Here is a 21,530-nt window from a genome sequence, read left to right on the forward strand (position 1 = left end):
ACTCTCCCGCCGCTCGACGCCTCTCACGGGGTAGCATCGAGGGGTGTGGAGGCGTCGCCCGGCAATGATCGGGCTCGTTGTCGTGGTGCTGCTGGCGGCAGGGGCATGCCGGGAACGGGACCGTGGCCGCGAGCTCCACGTCATCTGGCCGACCGACGTCGAGACGCTCGACCCGAACCAGAAGTTCGAGTTCGTGACCGACACCTTCGCGATGAACGTCTTCGACCCGCTCGTTCGGTACGACCGGCAGATGGCGTTCACCGGCGGCCTCGCGACGTCCTGGGAGATCCAGGACGGCTCCGTCTGGAGATTCCGCCTTCGCGAAGGCGTGAGGTTCCACGACGGATCGACGTTGACCGCGGACGATGTCGCGTACTCGATCGACCGCCTCAAGGCCCTGCCCGACCGGGACATCCACCGGTACGTCTCGGCGATCACCGAGGTCCGCGTCGTGGATCCGCTGACGATCGACGTGCGCTCCGAGCGCCCGGCCGGTCTCCTCTCGGTCCTCTCCTTCGTCTACGTCCTGCCGAAGCGGACCGTCGAACGCCTCGGAACCGAGGAGTTCTTCCGCGCCCCATCCGGGACAGGCCCCTACCGGGTTGCAGGGTGGAAGAAGGGTGACTTCCTGAGACTGGAGGCCCACCCCGACTACTGGGGCGATCGCCCCTCGGTGCGGGCCGCTCTCTTCCGGGTCGTCACGGAAGACGATGCCATGTGGACCGAGGCGCGCCGCCTCTCCCCGGCGATCGTCTTCTCCCCCACGCGCACGACATGGGCCGCGCACCGCGACGACGCCTGGTTCCGTCTCGTCGAACGCCCGGGGCTCGGCGTTCACTTCCTGGCGCTGCGCGTTTCCGGGGGCCCCGCCAATCCCCTCTCCGACGTCCGGGTCCGGCGGGCCCTGCGGGCCGCCATCGACACCCGCAAGGTCGCCTCTGCGCTCCCCGGCGAAGGGGCCTTCCCCGCCAGCCAGCTCGTTCCGCCCGCCATCATCGGGTTCAATCCCGACCTCTCCGTTCCCGCTTTCGTTCCCGGAGCTGCCCGGAGCATGCTCGAAGAGGCTGGATTCCGGCAGTCCGAGCCGCTGCGGTTCCTCACCCTGAAGGGAGGCGGGCCGCTCGGCCGGGAGATCATCTCGGCACTGGGCGCCGCGGGAGTCGAGGTGCGCGAGGAGCAGGTCAGCATCGAGGAGTTCGAGCGCCGCTCCACCGCCTGCGACGCCGACCTCTTCTTCTCGGGGTGGATCTGCGCCACCGGGGACGCGGGGGAGCTCTTCGAGGGGAACTTCTACTCGAAGGGGTCCAGGGGAAATGCGTGCGGTTACGGTTCCGGCGAGCTGGACGCGGCGGTGGAGATGATCGGAAGGACCCTCGACCCCGCCGCCCGGCGCGACTTGCTGCAGCAGGCGATGAAGCGGCTCGTCGACGACCTCCCCTGGATCCCGCTCATCGTCACCTACGACCGCCACGCCCTGACCCCGGGCGTCGTCTGGGAGACCCGGGCCGACGGCCAGCTCGATCTGCGCGACGTGAGGCTGAAGTGACGGCCGGCCGCACGTCCCTGCGCCGCCGTTTCGCCCTCATCTTCTCCGCGCTGATGGGCGCTCTCCTCCTCATCGTCTCGGGAACGCTCATCTTCGTGCGGGTGAGGGATCAGAAGGCCCTCCTCGAAAGGTACGCCCTCGGCTTCGCGAAGACGACGAACAACCAGCTCTGCAGCGCGTGGGGGCTCTACTACCGGGCGTACAAGTTCCGCGACATCGTCCGCGACACGATGCAGCTGAACGAGGACCTGCACCGCCTCTTCATCCTGTCGGTGTCGGGCGACGTCCTCTTCGACTCGATGGAGAGCCCCGACCTGATGCTCCTGCCGAAGCTCCCCAGGCGCCGCCTCGCGGACCCGGACCTCGTCTCGGTGGCGAGCCTCCAGGACGCCTGGTCCGAGCGGCGGGAGCTCGCCGGGGTCGGGCCCGTCCTGCTCGTGAGCACGCCCTACTTCGAGGAGTGGGGCCGGCACCCCTACTCGGTCCTCTACATCTTCAAGTACGACAAGGTCTGGGAACGGGTCGCCTCGGACCTCCAGTCGACTCTCTTTCTCGTCCTCCTCGCACTCGCGACGGTCGCCGGCTTCGCGTCCTGGATGGCGGGGCGGGTCGCCCGGCCGCTCCTCGGGCTGACCGAGAGCGTCCGCTCGTTCTCCGAAGGGAAGCTGAAGTCCCTTCCGCACGTTCGGACGGGCGACGAGATCGAGTCCCTCGCCGAGGCGTTCAACAGGATGTCCGAGCGGATCCAGCAGCAGGTCGAGCGGCTCGAGACGGCCAACCGCGAGCTCGCCACGCTCGACCGCATGAAGACCGACCTCCTCGCGAACGTCTCCCACGAGCTGAGGACCCCGCTGGCCGCGATCCGGGGCTACGTCGAGTTCATCCAGGAGGGGCAGCTCGGTCCGACGACCGACGCCCAGAGGAAGGGGCTCGAGGTCTGCCTCCGAAACTCCGAGCGGCTCACGAAGACCATCAACATGCTCCTGGACTTCTCGAGGATGGAGCTCGGCCGGGTTCCGATTCGCCCGGCCCCGTTCCAGATCGGGCGACTCCTCGCCCAGATCGTCGCGGGCATCGAGGCCGATGCCCGCAAGCGCCGCATCCGGCTGAAGACGGTCGTCGAGCGGGACCTGAAGCCCGTCGACGGCGACCGCGACCGGCTCACGCAGGTGCTCGAGAACCTGATCACGAATGCCCTGAAGTTCACGCCCGACGGCGGCGAGGTCGAGGTCGGGGCCCGTCCCTCGCCGGACGAACGTCACGTCGAGGTCTGGGTCGCCGACACCGGCATCGGCATCCCGCCCGAGGAGCGCAGCCGGGTCTTCGACAAGTTCTACCAGACCGACGGCTCGGCGACGCGGCGGTTCGGCGGCATCGGCCTCGGGCTCGCCATCGTCAAGTCGATCCTCGACGCCCACGGAGCGGAGATCGTCGTCGACGGTCGCGTCGGCTCGGGCTCCGTCTTCCGCTTCTCCCTCCCGGTCGCAGCGGCCCAGACGGAGTCGGGCGTCTTCCACGGCCTCGTCACACCCGACGGCTCGACGACCGAGATCCTCGCGATCGACGACGACTCCGACTTCCTCGCGATCCTCGGGGAGACCCTGGGAAAGCACGGTTTCGCCGTGAGGACCGCGTCGACCGCCGCGGAGGGACTCGCCGCCGCCCGGGAGAGGCCTCCCCTCCTGATCGTCCTCGACATCCGCCTCCCCGACCGCGACGGTCTCGACCTCCTGCAGGAGCTTCGCGAGGACGACGCGACCCGCAGGACCCCGATCCTCGTCGCGTCGGTCGTCGACGAGCGGCTCGAGGGCCTGCGCCTCGGAGCCGTCGAGTACCTCGTCAAGCCCATCGACCGGGGCCGCCTCGTCGAAGCGGCGGTTCGCGCGCTGCACGCCCGGGGCGGTCGCCTCCCGTCCGGCGAGATCGCAGCCGCTCCAGAAGCCTGAAGCCCCTCTGCGACGTCCTTTTGCTCTAAGATCGCTTCGTCATCCGGGTCTGGGTAGGGCGCGAGGAGGGACAGATGTCCCAGAGGCAACGGACAATCCTGATCGTCGACGACGAGGAGGACGTCCTCGACCTGCTCCAGCTCGTCTTCGAGACGAGCGGATTCGAGGTGAGACGCGCCTCGACCGGGAAGTCCGCGGTCTCGAGCGCCTACGAGCAGCCGCCCGACGTCGTCCTCCTCGACGTGATGATGCCCGAGATGGACGGCTGGCAGGTCCTTCGAACCCTCAAGGGAGACGAGCGGACCCGGCACATCCCGGTCGTGATGCTCTCCGCCCGCGCCGAGCGGCGCGACAAGATGATCGGGCTGCAGGAAGGTGCGGAGGGCTACATCGCCAAGCCGTTCTCCCCCGCCGAGGTCGTCCGCGAAGTCCAGAGCTTTCTCGAGCGGGGCCCGTGAGCGTCCGGGGCCCGGCCTCGGGCGAGCTGTTCGACTCTGCGTCGATGCGGGCGGAGTGGCTCCAGAACCGGGCTCGGCTGCACGACCTCGCCACGGGCCTTCCCACGCTCCCCGCGGTCGTCGACGAGGTCCGCCGCCAGCTCGAAGACCACGGCTCCATCGCCCTTCTCGCGTTCGCCCTCGCGACCGAGAGGCAGGTCGAGGAGATCTGGGGCTGGCAGTTCTACGACGACCTGATCCGCGACTTCGTCGCCGGCCTGCGCCGTGAAGCGGAGCGTGGCATCCTCCCGGCAGGCATCTTCTGCGTCCCGGCCGTCCGGAGCGACGAGGTCCTCTGTTTCGTACCGACGCAGATCCGAAACGGCTCGAACGTCCTGCCGAACGAGTGGCTCTCCGGTCTCGCGGCGCAGATGGACGGCTTCGTCGCGGCCTTCCTCGCCGAACGCCTCACGTCGATCGACAAGTACTCTTCCCACGTCGGACAGGCGCTGATCCTCTTCGACCCGAAGGTGCGCGTCGAGCGGGCCGTCTATCGCGGCCTGACCGAGGCCCGCGGCGAGGTCTACCGACGGACGGCGAACGCGGAGGAGCGCGGGACCGAGATCCTCAGGGGGATCCTCGCCGAGCGCCGGATCGTGTCGCTCTTCCAGCCGATCCACGACCTCGTCGAGGAACGCGTGACGGGCATCGAGGCGCTCTCGCGCGGCCCGGCCGGGAGCGGCCTCGAGGACGCGGAAAGGCTCTTCTCCCTCGCCGAGAAGGCGGGTCTCGTCATCCCCCTCGAGCGCCTCTGCCGCCGGCGTTCGCTGGAAGAGGCGGCCCGGGCGCAATGGGGTCAGCTCATCTTCCTCAACATGTCACCCGCGGCAGCCCAGGACGCCGACTTCCTCGGCGGGCTTCTCGTGAGGGAGGTCCTCGACCTCTACCTCGACCCCCGGCAGGTCGTCATCGAGGTGACCGAGCGGACCTACGCGGAGAACCAGGTCCTCTTTTCGAGCGTCCTCGGCGAGCTCCGGAAGGAAGGATTCCGCATCGCGGTCGACGACCTCGGCTCCGGGTATTCGAACCTCTCCGCCCTCGCCGACATCCGGCCGGAGTTCCTGAAGTTCGACCACCTCTTCACGAAGGACATCCACCGCAACAGGATCAAGCAGGACCTCCTCGGCGCCATCCTTTCGTTCGCGATGAAGATGGAGACCCAGGTCATCGCCGAGGGCATCGAGTCGCTGGACGAGCTCGAGGCCCTGCGCCGCCTCGGCGTCCCGCTGGGCCAGGGGTTCTACCTCGGCCGTCCCGGCCCCATCGAGTCCATCGCCGCCTGACGTTCGTGACCGGAGCACCAGGCATGCCTTCCTCCGCCGGCGAGGACGAAACCGCCGACCTGCGCACCGAAGTGCAGGAGCTGAGGAAGCTGAAGGCCCTCGACGGCCTGCTCGCGACACTGTCGGACGTCCTCGACGTCCGGGAGGTCTTCGACCGGGTCTCCGAGATCGCCCGGCCCGTCCTTCCCCACGATGCCCTCATCCTCGGCCGGGTCACGCCGGACCGGCAAGGCATCCGCATCTGGGCCCACACCGCCGCTGCGGTGGGAATCCCGATTCCGACCGTCGTTCCCCTTCCCGATCCCGAGCTCCTGAGCCGCGACTGGGACTTCATGCTCCTCGACGACATCACCGCGAGCGAGACGCTGCGCCGCCTGAACCACCCTCTCCTGAGGTTCGGCTTCCGATCCGTCCTGCGCGTCCCGCTGAAGGAGGATGGCCTGATCGTCGGAGGGCTGAACGTCGTCTCCTTCCAGCCCGGCGCTTACTCGGAGAAGGACGTCCTCATCGCCCGACGGATCGCCGACTTCGTCCATCTCGCCCTGTCGCACCACCGTCTCGCCGAAGAGGCCCGGAATGCCGCCGAGGCGCAGGAGCGTGCGCGACAGCTCGAGAGCCGCGTCGAGGGGCTCGCCGCGGAGCTCACGGCACGAGGGCGCCCGGCGCGCATCGTCGGCGTGTCCGTGCCGTGGAAAGAGGTCCTGACGCAGGCGACGAAGGTCGCCGCCACCGAGACGACCGTCCTGCTCGGGGGCGAATCCGGAACCGGCAAGGAGGTGCTCGCCCGATACCTCCACGCCTCGTCGCGCCGCGCCCGGGGCCCGTTCGTCGCGCTGAACTGCGCCGCCCTGCCCGACGCGCTGCTGGAGTCCGAGCTCTTCGGCTACGAGAAGGGGGCGTTCACCGGGGCCCAGTCGTCCAAGCCGGGACGCATCGACCTCGCACAGGGAGGCGTCCTCTTCCTCGACGAGATCGGCGAGACGAGCCCGTCCGTCCAGGCCAAGCTCCTGCGCGTCCTCCAGGAACGCGAGTTCCAGAGGCTGGGTGGGACGAAGACCCTGAAGGCCGACATCCGCGTCGTCGCCGCCACGAACCGCGACCTGCGTTCGGCGATGGCGCGCGGCACGTTCCGCGAGGATCTGTACTACAGGCTCGCCGTCTTCGAGATCCGGATCCCGGCGCTCCGCGAACGCCCGGAAGACATCCTCCCTCTCGCCGGCGTCTTCCTCGAGGAGATCGGCGCCGAGCTGGGGCGTCCCGCAGCCGGGATCTCGCGCGACGCGAAGGAAGCGCTGCTTCGGTACCCATGGCCCGGAAACATCCGCGAGCTCCGAAACGTCCTCGAGCGGGCGTCGATCCTCTGCGACGGCGGTCTCGTGACTCACGAGCACCTCGCGACGCCGACCGGGACGGTCGCGACGAGCACGCCGGCGGACGGGGCGATCGACTCTCCTCGCCGCAAGGCGAGCACTTCATGGGCGCCTTCTCCTCCGAACCCCGAGCGGTCTCGGCCGGGGGACCTGGCCACCTCACTTGCAGACGTGGAACGCACCGCAATCGAGAGAGCACTCGAGGAGGCCCGGTTCAACAAGAGCCGGGCGGCCAGGGCACTCGGAATCACCAGGGGTGAGCTCTACGGAAAACTCCGACGTCTCGGAATAGACACGACAACCTGACTCCCCGGGAACAATCTGCTCATTTCCGAGCAGACTAACCGCGCTTCCCTCGATCGCCCGGTCGGTGGAAAATCCTTCTATCTATATGTACAGCAACTGATTAAGCACTGTCTCTGGCGGGGTATGGCGTCCGGCAGCCGAATTGCTTTGTCACCGTCCGGAAGGATGCCCCAATGTCTCAGAAGACCGTGGAACGGATCCTTGGAAAGCTCGCCACCGACGAAGAGGTCCGGCAGCACTTCAGGAAAGCACCGGAAGCGACGCTCGCCGACCTGGCCGGAGAGAACTTCCCCCTCACGCCGGTTGAGAGCGAGGCCCTTCGCGCCCTCGACGCCGACCTGCTCGACCGTTTCGCCGACGGCCTGGATCCCCGAATCCAACGCGTCCGGATTCCCTCCGGCGCCACTGAAGGGGGCCCCTCGTGACGGCCCGCACCCCTGCCCTTCTGATCGTCCTTCTCCTCTTGCCCTCCCTCGTTCTCGCCGCGGCTCCGCCGGTCGACGTCCCGCTCACCCTCGCCGAGGCGCGCGCCCGCGCCCTCGAGAAGAACGTCGACCTCCGCGTCGAGCGCGAGAACGCGGCGATCAGCGCCTCGGGCGAGTTGCGGTCCGAAGGGGCGTATGACCCGACCCTGCGCGCCGACGCCCGCTGGCGCGACCGGACCGACCCGGTCAATTCCATCCTGTCGGGGGCCCCGGCGGGAGAGCTCGCGCCGAACACCTCCGGCTACGTCGCCAACCTCGGGATCTCGCAGCTCCTCCCGACCGGCGGCACCGTCGCCCTGACGACCTCGGCCTCGCGCGACGAGACGACGAACGTCTTCTCGATCCTCTCCCCCTCCTGGTCGACCTCCATCGGGCTCGAGCTCCGCCAGCCGCTCCTGCGCAACCTCTCCGTCGACCCCGCCCGGCAGAGCCTGCGGGTCGCGCGCGTCGACAGGACCCGCTCGGCCGCCTCGCTCGCGCGGGTGACCGCGGAGATCGTCGCCGCCGTCGAGCGCGCCTACTGGTCGCTCCTCGCCGCGAGGCGCGACGTCGATGCGCGCGCGTCGGCCGTCGACCTCGCCGAACGGCAGAAGACCGACGTCGAGGCGCGGGTCGAAGCGGGGACGCTCTCGGAGGCGGACCTCTCCTCGCCCGTCGCAGAGCTGGAGCGACGCCGGGGCGACCTCTTCGCCTCGCGCGAGGCGGCCTCCCGCGCCGAGAACGCCCTGAAATCGCTCCTCCTCGCCGACCCTTCCGACCCGCTCTGGTCGTCGCGCCTCGTTCCCTCCGACGAGCCGGCCCCCCTCGCGCCAGCGGCTCCCGACGTCGAATCCGCTCTCGGTTCGGCGACTTCGCTTCGCCCCGAGCTCGCGGAGGCCGCCGCCCGCCTCGCCCGTCTCGAGATCGAGGACGAGGCGGCCCGCGACCGGACGCGTCCGCAGCTCGACCTCGTCGCCGCCTACGCACGCCGCGGGCTCGCCGGGGAGCAGAACCCCGGGCTCAACCCGCCCTTCCCCGTCGGAGCCGACTCCGTTCCGGACGCCGTGGACGGCGGCCTCGGCCGCTCGTACGGGACGATCCGCGAGGGCCGCTTCCCCGACGCGTCCGTCGGACTGGCACTCACCGTGCCGCTCGGCAACCGCTCGGCCCGCGCCGACGCCGCAGTCGCCCGCTCCAGCCGGACCCAGGCCGAGCTCGCGCTCCTGAGAACACGGCAGGCTGTCGAGGTCGAGGTGAGGAACGCCGCGGTCGCCCTCGAGACGGCAGGCCAGCGGCTCGTCGCGGCGCGTGCCGGAAGGGCCGCTGCCGAAACGCAGCTGCAGGCCGAGGAGGAGCGCTTCGCCGCCGGCCTCACGACGAGCTACTTCGTCCTGACCCGGCAGAACGACCTGACGCAGGCCCACCTCGCCGAGACCGCCGCGCTCGCCGACTTTCGAAAGGCCCGTATCGAGTGGTCCCGCGCCACCGGCACGCTCCTGGCGGAGCGCCGGATTGAAACCGAGAAGGAAACACCGGCGGCCGCGCCGCAGGAAGGAACCCGATGAACCGCCCGTCCCACCGCCTCGCCGCGGCCCTCGTCGTCGCCCTGCCGCTCCTCTTCGCCGGCTGCCGGAGGGCCGACGACGGCACGATCCGGCTCAACGGCCGCATCGAGGCCCCCACGGTCGATCTCGCGCCGAAGGTCGCGGGGCGCGTCGTCGAGGTGAAGGTTCGCGAGGGAGACCGCGTGAGCCAGGGAGATCTCCTCGTCCTGCTCGACCTCGGCGAGACCTCTTTCTCCGTCGAGAGAGACCGCGACGCCCTCGGCTCGGCCGAGGCGCGCCTCGAGGATCTGAAGGCGGGCAGCCGCAGCCAGGAAGTCGCATCCGCCGAGGCGGACCTCGCCGACAAGCGGGCCGTTCTCGACCTGGCCCGCAGGGAGGTCTCGCGCCAGGAGGCCCTGATGGCGAAGAAGGTCGGCATCCCCCGCGACCTCGACCGCGCCAGGACCGAGCTCGCACGCGCACAGGCCATGCAGAAATCAAGCGAGCAGCGGCTCGCGCTCGCCCGGGAGGGTTCCCGCCGCTTCCAGACGGAGCAGGCCCGCTCCGACGTGAAGCGCGCGCAGACGGTCGTGAAGCAGTCCGAGACCGTGGCGCGCGAGGCCGAGATCCGCGCCCCGGCCGACGGCGTCGTCCTCCACCGGATGGCCGAGCCGGGTCTCCTCCTCGGGGCCGGACAGCCCGCCCTGACGATGGCGTTCGCCGGCAGGCTCTACGTCCGCGCGTTCATCCCCGAGACGAAGCTCGGCCGCGTGAAGCAGGGAATGCCCGCCCAGGTCTCCGTCGACGCGTTCCCCGGAAGGCTCTTCCCCGCTCACGTCACTGAGATTTCTCCCGACGCCGAGTTCACGCCGAAGCCGGTCGAGACGCGCGAGGAGCGCGTGAACCTCGTCTACGCCGCGAAGATCGACCTCGACGCGGGCTGGGCCGAGCCCCTCGTCCCCGGGCAGCCCGCGGAGGTGACGATCACGGGAACCGCAAGCGACGCCGTACCGGAGTCGACGAAACCGCGCGCCGTCCCATCGGCGTCGCTGCGCTGATGGCTGCCGTGATCGAAGCCCGCGGCCTCGTGAAGAGCTTCGGGGCGCACCCCGCGCTCCGCGGCGTCGACCTCGACGTCGCGAGGGGGGAGCTCTTCGCCCTCATCGGCCCCGACGGTGCCGGCAAGACGACGTTCTTCCGCCTCGTCGCCGGACTGATCACCCCGACGAAGGGGACGGTCCGCCGCGACCCGGCGGCGACGTTCGGCCTCGTCCCGCAGCGGTTCTCCCTCTACGAGGACCTCACCGTCGACGAGAACCTCGACCTGAGGGCCCGGCTCTACTCGGTGCCCACCCCCGAGGCCCGCCTCCGCTCCGCCCAGCTCCTCGAGCGCGTCGGCATGAGCCCGTACGGACGCCGCCTCGCGGGGGCGCTCTCCGGCGGAATGAAGCAGAAGCTCGCGCTCGTCTCCGCCCTCCTCACCCGGCCCGATCTCCTCCTCCTCGACGAGCCGACGACCGGGGTCGACCCGGTGTCGCGCCGGGAGTTCTGGCAGGTCCTCAACGAGCTGCACCACGGCGGGCTCACGATCCTCGTCTCCACGCCGTACATGGACGAGGCCGAGTACGCGACCCGCCTCGCGTTCCTCGACGACGGGCGCCTCCTCGCCCCCGGAACGCGCGACGAGATCCTCGCCAGATACCCCAGGCCGCTCCTCGAGATCCTCTCCTCCGACCGGGTCGCCGTGAGGACGCGCCTCTCGACGGTCCCGTCCGCCGACGACATCTCTCTCTTCGGAACCCGGCTCCACGTGCGCGGCGCAGAGGGCTCCGGGCCCGACCTCATCGACGCCGTCCGCTCGGCCCTGGCCGGACTCGTTCCGCCCGACAGCGTGAGGCCGGTCGATCCCACCCTCGAGGACGCCTTCGTCCTCGCGGCCGAACGCGACGAGCTGGTCGCGTGAAGACGGCGCCGGCTCTCCGCCCCGCTCTCCCCCCGGACGTCTTCCTCCGGGCCGAAGGGCTCGTGAGGAAGTTCGGGTCGTTCGTCGCCGTCGACGGCGTCAGCTTCGACATCCCCCGCGGGAAGGTCTTCGGCTTCCTCGGCCCGAACGGTTCGGGCAAGTCGACCACCATCCGGATGCTCACCGGCCTCCTCGCTCCCACCGATGGGACCGCGACGGCGTTCGGCGGCCTCGACGTACGCCGGGACACCGAGAAGTGGAAGAGCCGCCTCGGCTACATGAGCCAGAAGTTCTCCCTTTACCTCGACCTCTCCGTGCGGGAGAACCTGGAGTTCTTCGGGACGGTCTACGGCCTCGGGAACTCGCAGCTGGGGGACCGGGTCGACAGCCTCGCGGCGCGCCTGCGCTTCACGAAGGTCCTCCCCGAGATCACCGACTCGCTCTCGACGGGAATGCGCCAGCGCGTCGCTCTCGCCGCGGCCCTCCTCCACGAGCCGGAGCTCCTCTTCCTGGACGAGCCGACGGGCGGCGTCGACCCGAAGGGCCGGCGCCTCTTCTGGGACCTGATCTACGAGCTCGCCGCCGAGCGCGGCATGACCGTCCTCGTGACGACCCACTACATGGACGAGGCCGAGCAGTGCGACACGCTCGCCTTCATCCTCGAAGGGAACCTGATCGCCTCGGGTGCGCCCCACGACCTCAAGGCGTCGCTGGACGACCGCCTCCTCGAGGTCCCGGCCGGCGCCGACCCGTTCGGCGCCCTCGCGCGGCTCCGGCGCGAGGACGCTCTCGAGGACGCCTACCTCATGGGGGTGCGCCTGCGCGCCGTCGGCCGGCCCGGGCGGACGGCCGAGGCCCGGACGCTCCTCGCTCCGTTCGGCACCCCGCGCGAAGCCGAGCCCTCGCTCGAGGACGTCTTCGTGTCGCTCGCCCGGAGCCGCGCCGAGAAGAAAGAGAAGGTGGCCGCGTGAAGAGGCTCCTCGCCCTGGCCCGCAAAGAGTTCCTCCAGCTGCGCCGGGACACGATCTCCGTCCGGATGATGGTGATGGTCCCGATCATGCAGACGATGATCTTCGGCTACGCCATCAACTACGACGTCAAGCACCTGAAGACGGTCGTCTACGACGAGTGCCTCTCCTTCGACAGCCGCGAGCTCGTGGCGAAGATGACCGCGAGCGAGTACTTCGAGGTCGTCGGCAACGTCCGCTCGCTCGCCGAGGTCCGGCAAACGCTCGACGCGGGCCACGCCTCGGTCGCCCTCGTCATCGACCGCGACTACGGCGAGGCCCGTCACCGCGGCACCCCGGCCCGCGCGCTCCTCATCGTCAACGCGTCCGACACGACGACCGCCTCGCAGGCGATGTCGATCGCGGGCGGCATCTCGAACCAGCTCTCCGTCCGGACTCTCGCGAAGCGGGCCGGCTGGAAGGAGAAGGCCCTTCCCGTCGATCTCCGCGTCCGCCCCTGGTACAACCCCGACATGAGGACGGCGACGTTCATCATCCCGGGCCTCATCGCGATCATCCTCACGTTCACGCTCATCCAGTACACGGCGATGGCGATCGTGAGGGAGCGCGAGCGGGGAACGCTGGAGCAGCTCCAGGTCACGCCCGTCACCCGTTTCGAGATCATCCTCGGGAAGATCTTCCCGTTCGTCCTCATCGGGATCTTCCAGCTGACGCTGATCGTCGTCCTGATGAGGTTCCTCTTCCGCGTCCCGATCGCCGGGAGCGTCGTCCAGCTCTACCTCGCCGGCCTCATCTTCATCGCCGCCGTCCTGGGGCTCGGGATGCTCCTCTCGACGATCGCGAAGACGCAGATGCAGGCGATGCAGCTCTCCTTCCTCTTCCTCCTCCCCTTCGTCTTCCTCTCCGGCTACGTCTTTCCCATCGACGGCATGCCGCGCTTCTTCCAGGTGATCACCTACGCGATTCCCGCGCGCTACTTCATCGCGATCATCCGCGGCATCGTCCTGCGCGGCGCGAGCCTCGCGCAGCTCTGGGAGCCGCTCGCCGCCCTGACGGGCTTCACCGTCGTCATCGTCGGGCTCGCCGTGATGCGCTTCAAGAAGACGAACGACTGAAACGCCGGGTGTCGCAGGGACGGGGGGTCTGGTCTACGTTCTACACTCTGCGCCGCAGCGCAGAGTGTAGAACGTAGACCAGACCCCTTCTGTCTTAAGACCCCTTTTGTCTCACGCGATCGCGCGGAGGGCCTCTCCGAGACGATGGATTTCTTCGGGCGTGTTGTAGTGGACGGCACCGACGCGGACCATTCCGCCCTTCCCCTCGAGGCCGAGGCGCTCCGTGACACCGACGGCGTAGTAGTTGCCGTCCCAGACGCGGAAGCCGCGCCGCCCGAGCTCCTCTGCGATCGCCCGAGGGTGGTGACCCTCGAGCGTGAACGAGAACGTCGGCACGCGCTCGTCGAAGCGGAGCGGGTCGGTGAGGCCGCGGATCGTGAGGCCCGGGACGGCCGCGAGCGCCTCGCCCAGGGCCCGTGACAGCGTCGATTCCCAGGTGTGGATCGCCGTCATCGCGGACTTGAGCTTGAGGCGCCGGCCCTGGTAGCGGCCCGCGAGGGACGGGATCGCATCGTCGCCGAATGTCTCTCCCAGCCACGCGAGGTACTCGAGCGCGCCGAGGGTCCCGGCGATCGCCTCGAAGCTCTGCGTCCCGGTCTCCCAGCGATCGGGAGAAGCGGCGCCCGCGGGGCGCACCTTGTAGGCGAACGTCCGCTCGAGGAGCGCGTGCCGCCCCCAGAGGATGCCGAGGTGCGGACCGAAGAACTTGTAGGCCGAACAGGCGAGGAAGTCGACACCAACAGCCGCTACGTCGATCGGGCCGTGCGGGGCGAAGTGGACGGCGTCGACGTAGAGGAGCGCTCCCGCCGCGTGCGCCGCCTCGGCCGCGCCCGCGACGTCGTTCACCGTTCCGACGGAGTTCGATGCCCATCCCACGGCCACGAGCCTGGTCTTCTCGCAGACGAGGGACCTGAGGTGCTCGACGTTCCACGTGCAGTCGGCCGGGTCGAAGTCGAGCCAGCGCACAGTGACGCCGCGGTCCGCCGCAGCGAGAAGCCAGGGCGAGACGTTCGCGTCGTGGTCGAGGCGCGTCAGGACGATCTCGTCCCCCGGCTTCCAGTCGCGCGAGAGGCTCCGCGCCATCTGGAACGTCAGTGTCGTCATGTTCGGACCAAACGCGATCTCCTCCGGCCGCGCCGCACCGAGGAAGTCGGCCACCGCCGATCTGGCCTCTGCGACGACCTCGTCGGAGGCGCGGCTCGTCGGGAAGGCCCCGCCGTGGTTCGCGTTCGTCTCGTGGAGGTATCGGACGATCCGGTCGGTCACCGCGCGCGGGACCTGCGTGCCGCCCGGGTTGTCGAGGATCACGTCGCCGGAGGCGAGGGCGGGAAAACGGGAGCGGATCGCTTCGAGATCGAGCATCCCGAAAGGTTAACGCGGACCGGTCAGGAGCGCCTCTTCTCCTTCGCGATCCTCTGGCGCAGTCCGCGGAGCTCCTCGAGGCGCTTTTTCATGTCCGCCTCCCGCCCTGCCCCCTTCGGCTCGTAGTACCGGCGGCCCGCGACGGCGTCGGGGAGGCACGTCAGGCCCGCCGTCCCCTCCGCCGTGTCGTGCGCGTAGACATAGCCCGTCCCGTACCCTTCGGCTTTCATCAGCGTGGTCGGGGCGTTCAGGATCGCCTTCGGCGGCGGCTCGTTCGGCCGGTCGGCCACGTCCTTCGCCGCGGCACCGTAGGCCGTGTAGAGGGCGTTCGACTTCGGCGCGAGCGCGAGGTAGACCGCCGCCTCGGCCAGGGCGAGGGCCCCCTCGGGCATCCCGAGGAAGTGGACCGCGTCGCGCGCCGCCATCGCGAGACGCAGGGCGTTTGGGTCGGCGAGCCCGACGTCCTCGGTCGAGGCCCGCACGAGCCGGCGGGCCACGAAGAGAGGGTCCTCCCCTGCTTCGAGCATGCGCGCGAGCCAGTAGACCGACGCGTCGGCGTCGGAATCGCGGATCGACTTGTGGAGCGCAGAAATGAGGTTGTAGTGCTCTTCCCCCGACTTGTCGAAGAGGAGCGACTTGCGCGAGTAGATCTCCCCGAGGAGCGGCGCCGTCAGGACGGCACCGTCCCCCGCATGGTCCGCGGCGGTCTCGAGGGCGTTCAGGGCTCGCCTGGCGTCGCCGTCGGAGAAGCCGACGAGCCAGTCGACGGCCCCCTCCCCGAGCGTCACCCGCCCGCCCAGGCCGCGATCGGGCTCCTCGGCGGCCCGGCGGAGGATCTCCGCGAGGTCGTCCCTCGAGAGAGGCGGAAGGACGACGACGCGCATCCGCGAAAGGAGGGCTCCGTTCAGCTCGAACGAAGGGTTCTCGGTCGTCGCGCCGACGAGCGTCGCCGCGCCCGACTCGACGTACGGCAGGAAGACGTCCTGCTGGGCCCGGTTGAAGCGGTGGATCTCGTCGACGAAGAGGAGCGTCCGCTCCCCGCGTGTGGCGAGGCGCTTCGACTCCTCGAGGACCTCGCGGATCTCCTTGACCCCTGCGATCACGGCGGAGAAGGCGAGAAACCGGGACTTCGTCCGGGCGGCGATGATCCGGGCGAGCGTCGTCTTGCCGGTCCCGGGCGGCCCCCAGAGGACGAGGGACGGAACGCGATCGGCGGCGATGGCCCGCCCGAGCAGCGAGGCGGGGCCGGCGACCGAGTCCGGCAGGCGCATCTCGGAGAGGTCGCGCGGCCGGACCCGTTCGGCCAGCGGCGCCACCGAGGGCGCTGCCGGCCGGTCTGGCAGGAACTCCTCGAAAAGGTCGCCGCTGGGCGACTTCACTTCTCTGGGTGGGCGGCGCCGATCTGCTGCTCGAGACCCGCGAGCGCCGGGAGCCCGGGATGCTCCCTCTTGAGGCGCGCGAGGGCCGCGTCCGCCTCGGCGTGCGCGTGCTTGTCCAGGGCCAGGACGACGACCTCGTTGTAGAGCGACTGCCAGTGCTTCGGGTCGATGGCGCGTGCCTTCCGGAAGAGATCCAGCGCCCTGTCGACATCCCCCACGTTCCGGCAGGCCGTGCCGAGGTCGGTCATGACGTTCGGGTCGTCCGAACGGATCTTCAGGGCCTTCTCGTAGGCGTCGATCGCCTGGGCATACTCGCGGGCATCGTAGGCCGCGTTTCCGAGGTGGACGAGGGCGTCGTAATCGCCCGGCTTCGCGGCGACGACGGCCAGGGCATCCTGCACGCGCTGCCGAACCTCCGGGTTTATCGCGGGCGCCGCCGGCATCGCCGCCGAGCTGCCGTCCAGGGGCGGAGCCCCGGGAACACCGGCGTGCGGGTCGGCCCCCATCGCGGGAAGGGGCGTCGCTGCCGTGTGCCGGCCCTCGAGGGAGACCCAGGCGCCGGCGAAGCCGACGAGGGCCCCGAGGGCGGCGAAGAGGATCCGGTCGCCCCAGCGGGGCGCCGTGGATACCGTCGCCGCGGCCTCGCGCTTCTGGCGACCCTCTCCCCGAGAAGCGGCACGGGCCTCGGGAGGAGGGGGAAGGTGATCGTCGTGGCTCAGGGGGAACCTCCGTCGTCTTCTTCGTCGGGAAGCAGCGTGGCCGACCAGGTCCCGGCCACCGGGCCGATCGCCGGCGCTATGGCCGTCGCTTCCCACGTTCCTGTAATCCGCTTCGCCAGGGGCTGGACGCGCCCGTAGAACGTCGCGTCGAATCCGCGCTCGGAGTCGACCCTCTGGATCGACACTTTGTCCCCGATGAACGTCCCGCGGAGCGAGCCGCGGAAGTCCCCGTCGAGGACGTAGTCCCCTGAGAGCAGGGTTCCGTCGAGGACGAGCCGGTAGATTCCCCGCCGTCCGCCAGGGTCGATGACGGTCTGCCAGCGTCCCGTCACGGGGTCGGCCGGCCGGCGGGACACGGAGCGTCTCCGGGCGATCTCTTCCTGGAGCATGCCGACGCGCTGGGCCCGGTCGAGCAGGCGCGACACGGCCGTTCGGCGGTTCTCCTGGGCGGCGCGCGCACGCGCCTCGGCCTCCACCACCCGCTCCTCGTCGTCCCGCAGCTCTCCGACCTCGGTCTCCCCTCCGCGAAGGGCGTCGAGCAGCCGCTGCCGGGCCGACGCGGCCGCCGCGTCGCTGCGCGAGGCCGCGGCCGTGAGCCGGTCCACTTCCATCAGGTCGAAGACCCGGGCCTTGCGCTCGAGGTCCAGCGCCACGAGGAGGCTCTCCAGAGACGGGTCCGGCCTCGCCGCGTGTGCCGCGACGGGAAGGCTCAGGAAGAGGGCCAGAATGAAGCCGGCCGACGCTCGCTGCGACATCGTAACGACTATACGGGAGCGGCCGGGCCCCTGTCGCTTTCCCTGGAGATCAGCGCGGCGAAGGGCCGAGACTGCGGCGCCGGGCGACCGACCGGTCGAGGGCGCGCTCGACATCGAGGTCGACCTCCGTCTCGGCAGCCCCGCTGACCTGGGCGATCTCGGAGACGATGAGATACCGGGCCCGCTCGTACATCTTCTTCTCGCGGAACGAGAGCGTCTTCTGCTTCTGGACCCAGTTGAGGTTCTTGAGGACGTCCGCGATGTCCGAAAGTGCGCCAGAGCGCATCTTGTCGAGGTTCTGCTTGAAGCGGCCCTTCCAGTCGCCGTTGGACTGGAAGCTGCCGTCCTCGAGGACCTTGAAGACGACGCTGACGTCCTGCCTCCGGGTCAGGGGCCTGAGGCCCACCCGGTCGGAATTCCCGACCGGCACCACGACCCTCGAGTTGTTGGCCAGCAGCCGGACCTGATAGCAGGGATGAGCCCGGCCGTCGAAGAGCGAGTCTTCGACGGTCTCAACGACTCCCACACCGTGGTTCGGGTAGACGAGCTTATCGCCGATGTTGAAAACCACCGGATCCGCCTCCTGCGCTATCGGACCTGCTAGGTTACGCGGCCCAGGGGCGGGGGTCAATGGGAGTTCGTAAGCGGGGAGAGGGCGGACCGGAAGGATCCGCGCGAACGTCCCGGAGCGAGGTACCAGGTGGATCGGGCTTTTCGATGGTGCCGGAGGCGGGAGTCGAACCCGCACGACCTTGCGATCGGGGGATTTTGAGTCCCCTGCGTCTGCCATTCCGCCACTCCGGCTCGGGCGGGGAGTCTAGCAGCGTCGGGTCAGGCCCAGTCGAGGCGGACCGAGGCGTGGAGGTGCGCCAGGAGCGCTCCGAGCCCGGCTCCGAGAGCGTTCCAGAAGACGTCGTTCACGTCGGCCGCACGGGTCGGGAGAAAGAACTGGACCGTCTCGATGCCCACGCTGAAGACCAGACCGAAAAAGACGACCTCTGCGTGATTCCTCCATCGCTCCCGTCCCCGCCCGTCGACGAACTTCCAGGCGAGGAAGCCCCAGACGGCAAACATCACGAGGTTGCCGACGAGCCCGAGGAGGCCGAGGACGAACCGGTTCGAGAAGACCCCGGCCTTTCCCGCGCTCGCCCGGAGACGGGCGAGATCGTCGAAGGGGACGAGGTTCGTCACGACCCCGGGCCGTCCCTCGACGAGGAGGGTCCCCGCCAGGACGAGCGCCGTGTAGGCGAGAAGGAGAAACCCCTGAACGCCCTTCCCGACGACGAGACGCTTCACGGCCTTTCCGCCTTTCCGCATTCGGGCCACGGGCGCATCTCCCTCGCCACCGAACGTCGCACCTGGCGGCACGTCGCGTCGACGCTTCCGGTGGCCGGACCGAGGCGACCGCCTGCGGCGGCGACGACGGCAGCGTCAGCCGGAAACCGGGAGGCTCGACCGAGGTTCACTGCCACGAGCTTACCGGATCGACGGCGCGCCGATCGGCGGGAGGTCGAATCCACAGAGAACGTGACCTGCAACACCGTCCCGGAACTCTTCGGGTCACGGTACGTAGGTTGCTTGGGTACAGAATGGACGTCCCGCGCCGGGCCCGGAGGCCAAAAAGGAGGACGCGGGACACCTGGAGGATGAAGAAATGAGATTGACCCCCCGTTTCGCCCTGCTCGGCCTCACGGCAGCGCTGGCACTCGCCACGCCGGCTTTCGCCCAGGATCGTACCGGCAGCGTCGAGATCACGCCCGTCATCGGGGCCACGTTCGGGGGAACGTTCGAGTCCGGAACGCTCGCCTTCTACAACGGCGAGGCGGAGACGTCCACCGAGGTCGCCTACGGACTGCGGCTCGGCTTCAACGTCGCGAACAATTTCACCATCGAGGCCAGCTACCTGCAGTCGGACCCCGAGCTGACGATCGAAGGGAGCGGGGCCATCGGAAGCCCGTCCAGAGAGATCGGGAAGATGGAAATGCGGCTCTACGAGCTCAACTTCCTCGTCCCGTGGGGCACCGGCAAGGTCCGTCCCTACTTCACGATCGGCGGCGGCGTGCATACGTTCCGGCCGGTCATCGACGGCTACTCCGCCTCCACAGACTCCCGGGCCACGGGTACTCTCGGCTTCGGCCTGAAGGCGTTCGCCACCCCGAACATCGGATTCCGGTTCGAAGGGAAGCTGCGGACGACCTACATCAACAGCGGAGACGACTACTGGGAGTGCGACGAGTGGTGCGACGGCTACTACTACGGCGACAGCCAGTGGTACGTGAGCGGCGAGGCGACCGCGGGAGTCGTGTTCGCCTTCTGACCCCCCCGGTCTCCGAAACGGCCTTCAGCGAGCCCGGCGGACGAGGATCCGCCGGGTTTCGTCGTTCTCCAGGGAAATCTCGATCTCGACGGCATCCCGTTCCTTCTCCAGCCCCTCCGGCCACTCCACGACGACGACAGCGCCCCTCTCGCGGGCTTCGGCGAGGCCGAGGTCGTCGGTCGCGACGCCCCGGGAGGACGTCCCGAGGAGCCTGTAGAGGTCGGCGTGGACGAGGATCGGAGGCTCCCCCGCCATCCCGTACTCGTGAACCAGCGCGAAGGTAGGCGAGGCGACCTCGCTCGCGTCGGCCCCCATCCCCTCGGCCAGCCCTCGAACCAGCTCGGTCTTCCCTGCGCCGAGGGGTCCCGAGAGGAGGACGAGGTCTCCGGGCGACAGGAGCGGCGCGAGGCGGCGTCCGACTTCCCGTGTCTCACCGGCCGAGTGAGAGAAGGCCTCCATCGATGGGTCGGTCACGACCGGGTCGACTCGCCGACGACCCTGATGGCTTCGCGTAGGGCCTCGACGACGTCGGAAGCGACGAGAGCCTCCTCCCCTTCTCGTTCGCGGGCCAGGTCGCCGGCGAGCCCGTGGAGGAAGGCGCCCGCCCGGGCCGCGTCCAGGGCCGAAAGGCCGCGCGCCAGGAGCGCCCCGACGACGCCCGTCAGGACGTCGCCGCTGCCACCCGAGGCCATCCCGGGGTTCCCGGAGAGGATCCTGACGGCGGACCCCCCCCGGATCGGCGACGACCGATCGAAAGCCCTTGAGGACGACCGCAGCCCCCGACCGCTCCGCGAGCCTCCTGGCGGCGCCTTCGGCGTCGGCGACGATGGCGGCCGTCGAGACCCCCAGGAGGCGTGCCGCCTCTCCGGGGTGAGGGGTCACGACGCTGGGACCGCTCCGGCCTCTCAGGACCTCGGGCCGTCCCTCGAGGAGGTTCAGCGCGTCGGCATCGAAGACGGCCGGGAGAACGCAGGCGAGCGCCTCGTCGAGAAGCACGCGGGAGGTGGCCGACCTCCCGAGCCCCGGCCCGACGGCGAGAGCCGTCAGTCCGGAGGGAGCGAGGACGGCCGACGTCGTCGCCTCTGCCACCAGGGTGTGGATCGCCGCACGGCTCGCCTCTTCCGCGACGACGACGACCTTCCCGGCGCCGCAGCGGAACGCCGCGCGCGCTGCCAGGGCCGCGGCCCCCGCCATCCCCCAGGCACCGCCGACGACGCCGAGGGTCCCGAACGTCCCCTTGTGCGCGGCCGCCGGCCGCCGCGGGAAGGCTGGGGCGACGTCGCGAGCGGTGACCGCCTCCGGGGCACCGGGGGCTCCTTCCCAGGGGAGCAGGCCGATGTCGGCCACGACGACCCGTCCGCAGGAGCCGGCGGCCGGAGCCAGGAAGTGGGCGAGCTTCGGGAACCCGAACGTGACCGTCAGGTCGGCGCGAACGTGCGGGACGTCCGAGCGGCCCGATCCGGAATCGAGACCAGACGGCACGTCGACCGCAACGACGAACGCCCGGCGGGAGGAGGCGAGCCGGACAGCGAGTGCGTGAAGGGACGCCTCCTCGAGCGGCCGTGACAGGCCCGTGCCGAACAGGGCGTCGACGACGAGCGTGGCCCCACCGAGCGCCTCGAGTCCCGAAGGATCGTCGACCTCGACGACGACCGCCCCCTCGTCCTCCACCCGATGCAGCATCGTGGCGGCGTCGCCCGACACCCTCCCCCGGTTCCCGACGAGGAGAAGCGTGACGTCTCCGACGGCGGGGCTCCGTCGCAGCAGCCGGGCGGCGCCGGAGCCATCCCCTCCGTTGTTCCCCGTTCCGCAGAGGACGACGACCCTTTCGCCCCGGAGCGGCGCGACCTCGATCGCACGGACGCACTCGCGCGCGACGGCCTCCGAGGCGCGTTCCATGAGGACGATGCCGGGCGTCCCCGCCGCGATCGTCCTTGCATCCGCCTCGCGGGCCGCGGCCGCCCCGAGCACCTTCACGCGGCCCCCGGCGACTCGA

The 21,530-nt window shown here is 70.0% G+C and carries 19 protein-coding genes and 1 tRNA gene; 12 read left to right on the forward strand and 8 right to left on the reverse strand.

The genetic code is table 11. The features are described from left to right. Window positions 1-64 precede the first annotated feature (64 nt). From IPN03_02205 to IPN03_02255, 11 genes are all read left to right on the forward strand, one after another. Window positions 65-1,546 carry a hypothetical protein gene (locus IPN03_02205; protein ID MBK9372566.1) on the forward strand — a complete coding sequence of 494 codons (1,482 nt, stop codon included), beginning with the start codon at window positions 65-67 and terminating at the stop codon, window positions 1,544-1,546. Next, window positions 1,543-3,492 (forward strand): response regulator, encoded by a 1,950-nt coding sequence (locus IPN03_02210; GenBank protein MBK9372567.1) that lies wholly within the window; start codon window positions 1,543-1,545, stop codon window positions 3,490-3,492. The genes IPN03_02205 and IPN03_02210 overlap by 4 nt, the downstream gene beginning before the upstream one ends. 74 nt (window positions 3,493-3,566) lie before the next feature. After that, complete coding sequence (locus IPN03_02215; GenBank protein ID MBK9372568.1) at window positions 3,567-3,950, forward strand: response regulator; 384 nt, start codon at window positions 3,567-3,569, stop codon at window positions 3,948-3,950. After that, on the forward strand, window positions 3,947-5,272 hold the full coding sequence (locus IPN03_02220; GenBank protein MBK9372569.1) for an EAL domain-containing protein: 1,326 nt from the start codon (window positions 3,947-3,949) through the stop codon (window positions 5,270-5,272). Before IPN03_02215 ends, IPN03_02220 begins: the two co-directional genes overlap by 4 nt. A 332-nt stretch (window positions 5,273-5,604) precedes the next feature. After that, the gene (locus IPN03_02225; protein MBK9372570.1) at window positions 5,605-6,948 is read left to right on the forward strand and encodes a sigma 54-interacting transcriptional regulator; all 1,344 of its coding nucleotides are present in this window, start codon (window positions 5,605-5,607) and stop codon (window positions 6,946-6,948) included. A 173-nt stretch (window positions 6,949-7,121) separates the two neighbouring features. Then, window positions 7,122-7,373 carry a hypothetical protein gene (locus IPN03_02230; GenBank protein ID MBK9372571.1) on the forward strand — a complete coding sequence of 84 codons (252 nt, stop codon included), beginning with the start codon at window positions 7,122-7,124 and terminating at the stop codon, window positions 7,371-7,373. Then, window positions 7,370-8,977: a TolC family protein gene (locus IPN03_02235; protein ID MBK9372572.1), complete on the forward strand. Its 1,608-nt coding sequence runs from the start codon at window positions 7,370-7,372 to the stop codon at window positions 8,975-8,977. Before IPN03_02230 ends, IPN03_02235 begins: the two co-directional genes overlap by 4 nt. Next, window positions 8,974-10,014, forward strand: coding sequence for an efflux RND transporter periplasmic adaptor subunit (locus tag IPN03_02240; GenBank protein MBK9372573.1), 1,041 nt, complete (start codon window positions 8,974-8,976; stop codon window positions 10,012-10,014). Before IPN03_02235 ends, IPN03_02240 begins: the two co-directional genes overlap by 4 nt. Further along, window positions 10,014-10,919, forward strand: coding sequence for an ABC transporter ATP-binding protein (locus tag IPN03_02245; GenBank protein ID MBK9372574.1), 906 nt, complete (start codon window positions 10,014-10,016; stop codon window positions 10,917-10,919). Before IPN03_02240 ends, IPN03_02245 begins: the two co-directional genes overlap by 1 nt. Then, window positions 10,916-11,890, forward strand: a complete 975-nt coding sequence (locus IPN03_02250) for an ABC transporter ATP-binding protein (protein ID MBK9372575.1) — start codon at window positions 10,916-10,918, stop codon at window positions 11,888-11,890. The genes IPN03_02245 and IPN03_02250 overlap by 4 nt, the downstream gene beginning before the upstream one ends. Continuing rightward, window positions 11,887-13,002 carry an ABC transporter permease gene (locus IPN03_02255; protein ID MBK9372576.1) on the forward strand — a complete coding sequence of 372 codons (1,116 nt, stop codon included), beginning with the start codon at window positions 11,887-11,889 and terminating at the stop codon, window positions 13,000-13,002. Before IPN03_02250 ends, IPN03_02255 begins: the two co-directional genes overlap by 4 nt. A 111-nt stretch (window positions 13,003-13,113) precedes the next feature. On the opposite strand, the gene IPN03_02260 is transcribed toward IPN03_02255, so the two are convergent. The 7 genes from IPN03_02260 to IPN03_02290 form a co-directional block, all read right to left on the reverse strand. Further along, window positions 13,114-14,364, reverse strand: a complete 1,251-nt coding sequence (locus IPN03_02260) for a cysteine desulfurase-like protein (protein MBK9372577.1) — start codon at window positions 14,362-14,364, stop codon at window positions 13,114-13,116. Between the two features lie 23 nt (window positions 14,365-14,387). Continuing rightward, on the reverse strand, window positions 14,388-15,635 hold the full coding sequence (locus IPN03_02265; protein MBK9372578.1) for a replication-associated recombination protein A: 1,248 nt from the start codon (window positions 15,633-15,635) through the stop codon (window positions 14,388-14,390). 104 nt (window positions 15,636-15,739) lie between these two features. Beyond that, window positions 15,740-16,144 carry a tetratricopeptide repeat protein gene (locus IPN03_02270; GenBank protein ID MBK9372579.1) on the reverse strand — a complete coding sequence of 135 codons (405 nt, stop codon included), beginning with the start codon at window positions 16,142-16,144 and terminating at the stop codon, window positions 15,740-15,742. Between the two features lie 314 nt (window positions 16,145-16,458). Next, the gene (locus IPN03_02275; GenBank protein ID MBK9372580.1) at window positions 16,459-17,217 is read right to left on the reverse strand and encodes a hypothetical protein; all 759 of its coding nucleotides are present in this window, start codon (window positions 17,215-17,217) and stop codon (window positions 16,459-16,461) included. A 49-nt stretch (window positions 17,218-17,266) separates the two neighbouring features. Then, window positions 17,267-17,788 (reverse strand): CarD family transcriptional regulator, encoded by a 522-nt coding sequence (locus IPN03_02280; protein MBK9372581.1) that lies wholly within the window; start codon window positions 17,786-17,788, stop codon window positions 17,267-17,269. A 147-nt stretch (window positions 17,789-17,935) separates the two neighbouring features. Beyond that, window positions 17,936-18,021: transfer RNA gene (locus IPN03_02285), tRNA-Leu, on the reverse strand. A gap of 27 nt (window positions 18,022-18,048) precedes the next feature. After that, on the reverse strand, window positions 18,049-18,513 hold the full coding sequence (locus tag IPN03_02290; GenBank protein MBK9372582.1) for a VanZ family protein: 465 nt from the start codon (window positions 18,511-18,513) through the stop codon (window positions 18,049-18,051). 358 nt (window positions 18,514-18,871) lie between these two features. Between IPN03_02290 and IPN03_02295 the strand changes: the two genes are divergently transcribed. Continuing rightward, on the forward strand, window positions 18,872-19,534 hold the full coding sequence (locus tag IPN03_02295; GenBank protein MBK9372583.1) for an outer membrane beta-barrel protein: 663 nt from the start codon (window positions 18,872-18,874) through the stop codon (window positions 19,532-19,534). A 24-nt stretch (window positions 19,535-19,558) separates the two neighbouring features. On the opposite strand, the gene IPN03_02300 is transcribed toward IPN03_02295, so the two are convergent. Then, window positions 19,559-21,511, reverse strand: coding sequence for an NAD(P)H-hydrate epimerase (locus tag IPN03_02300; protein ID MBK9372584.1), 1,953 nt, complete (start codon window positions 21,509-21,511; stop codon window positions 19,559-19,561). Between the last annotated feature and the right edge of the window lie 19 nt (window positions 21,512-21,530).

This window comes from Holophagales bacterium, assembly GCA_016719485.1.
Taxonomy (GTDB): Bacteria; Acidobacteriota; Thermoanaerobaculia; order UBA5066; family UBA5066; genus UBA5066.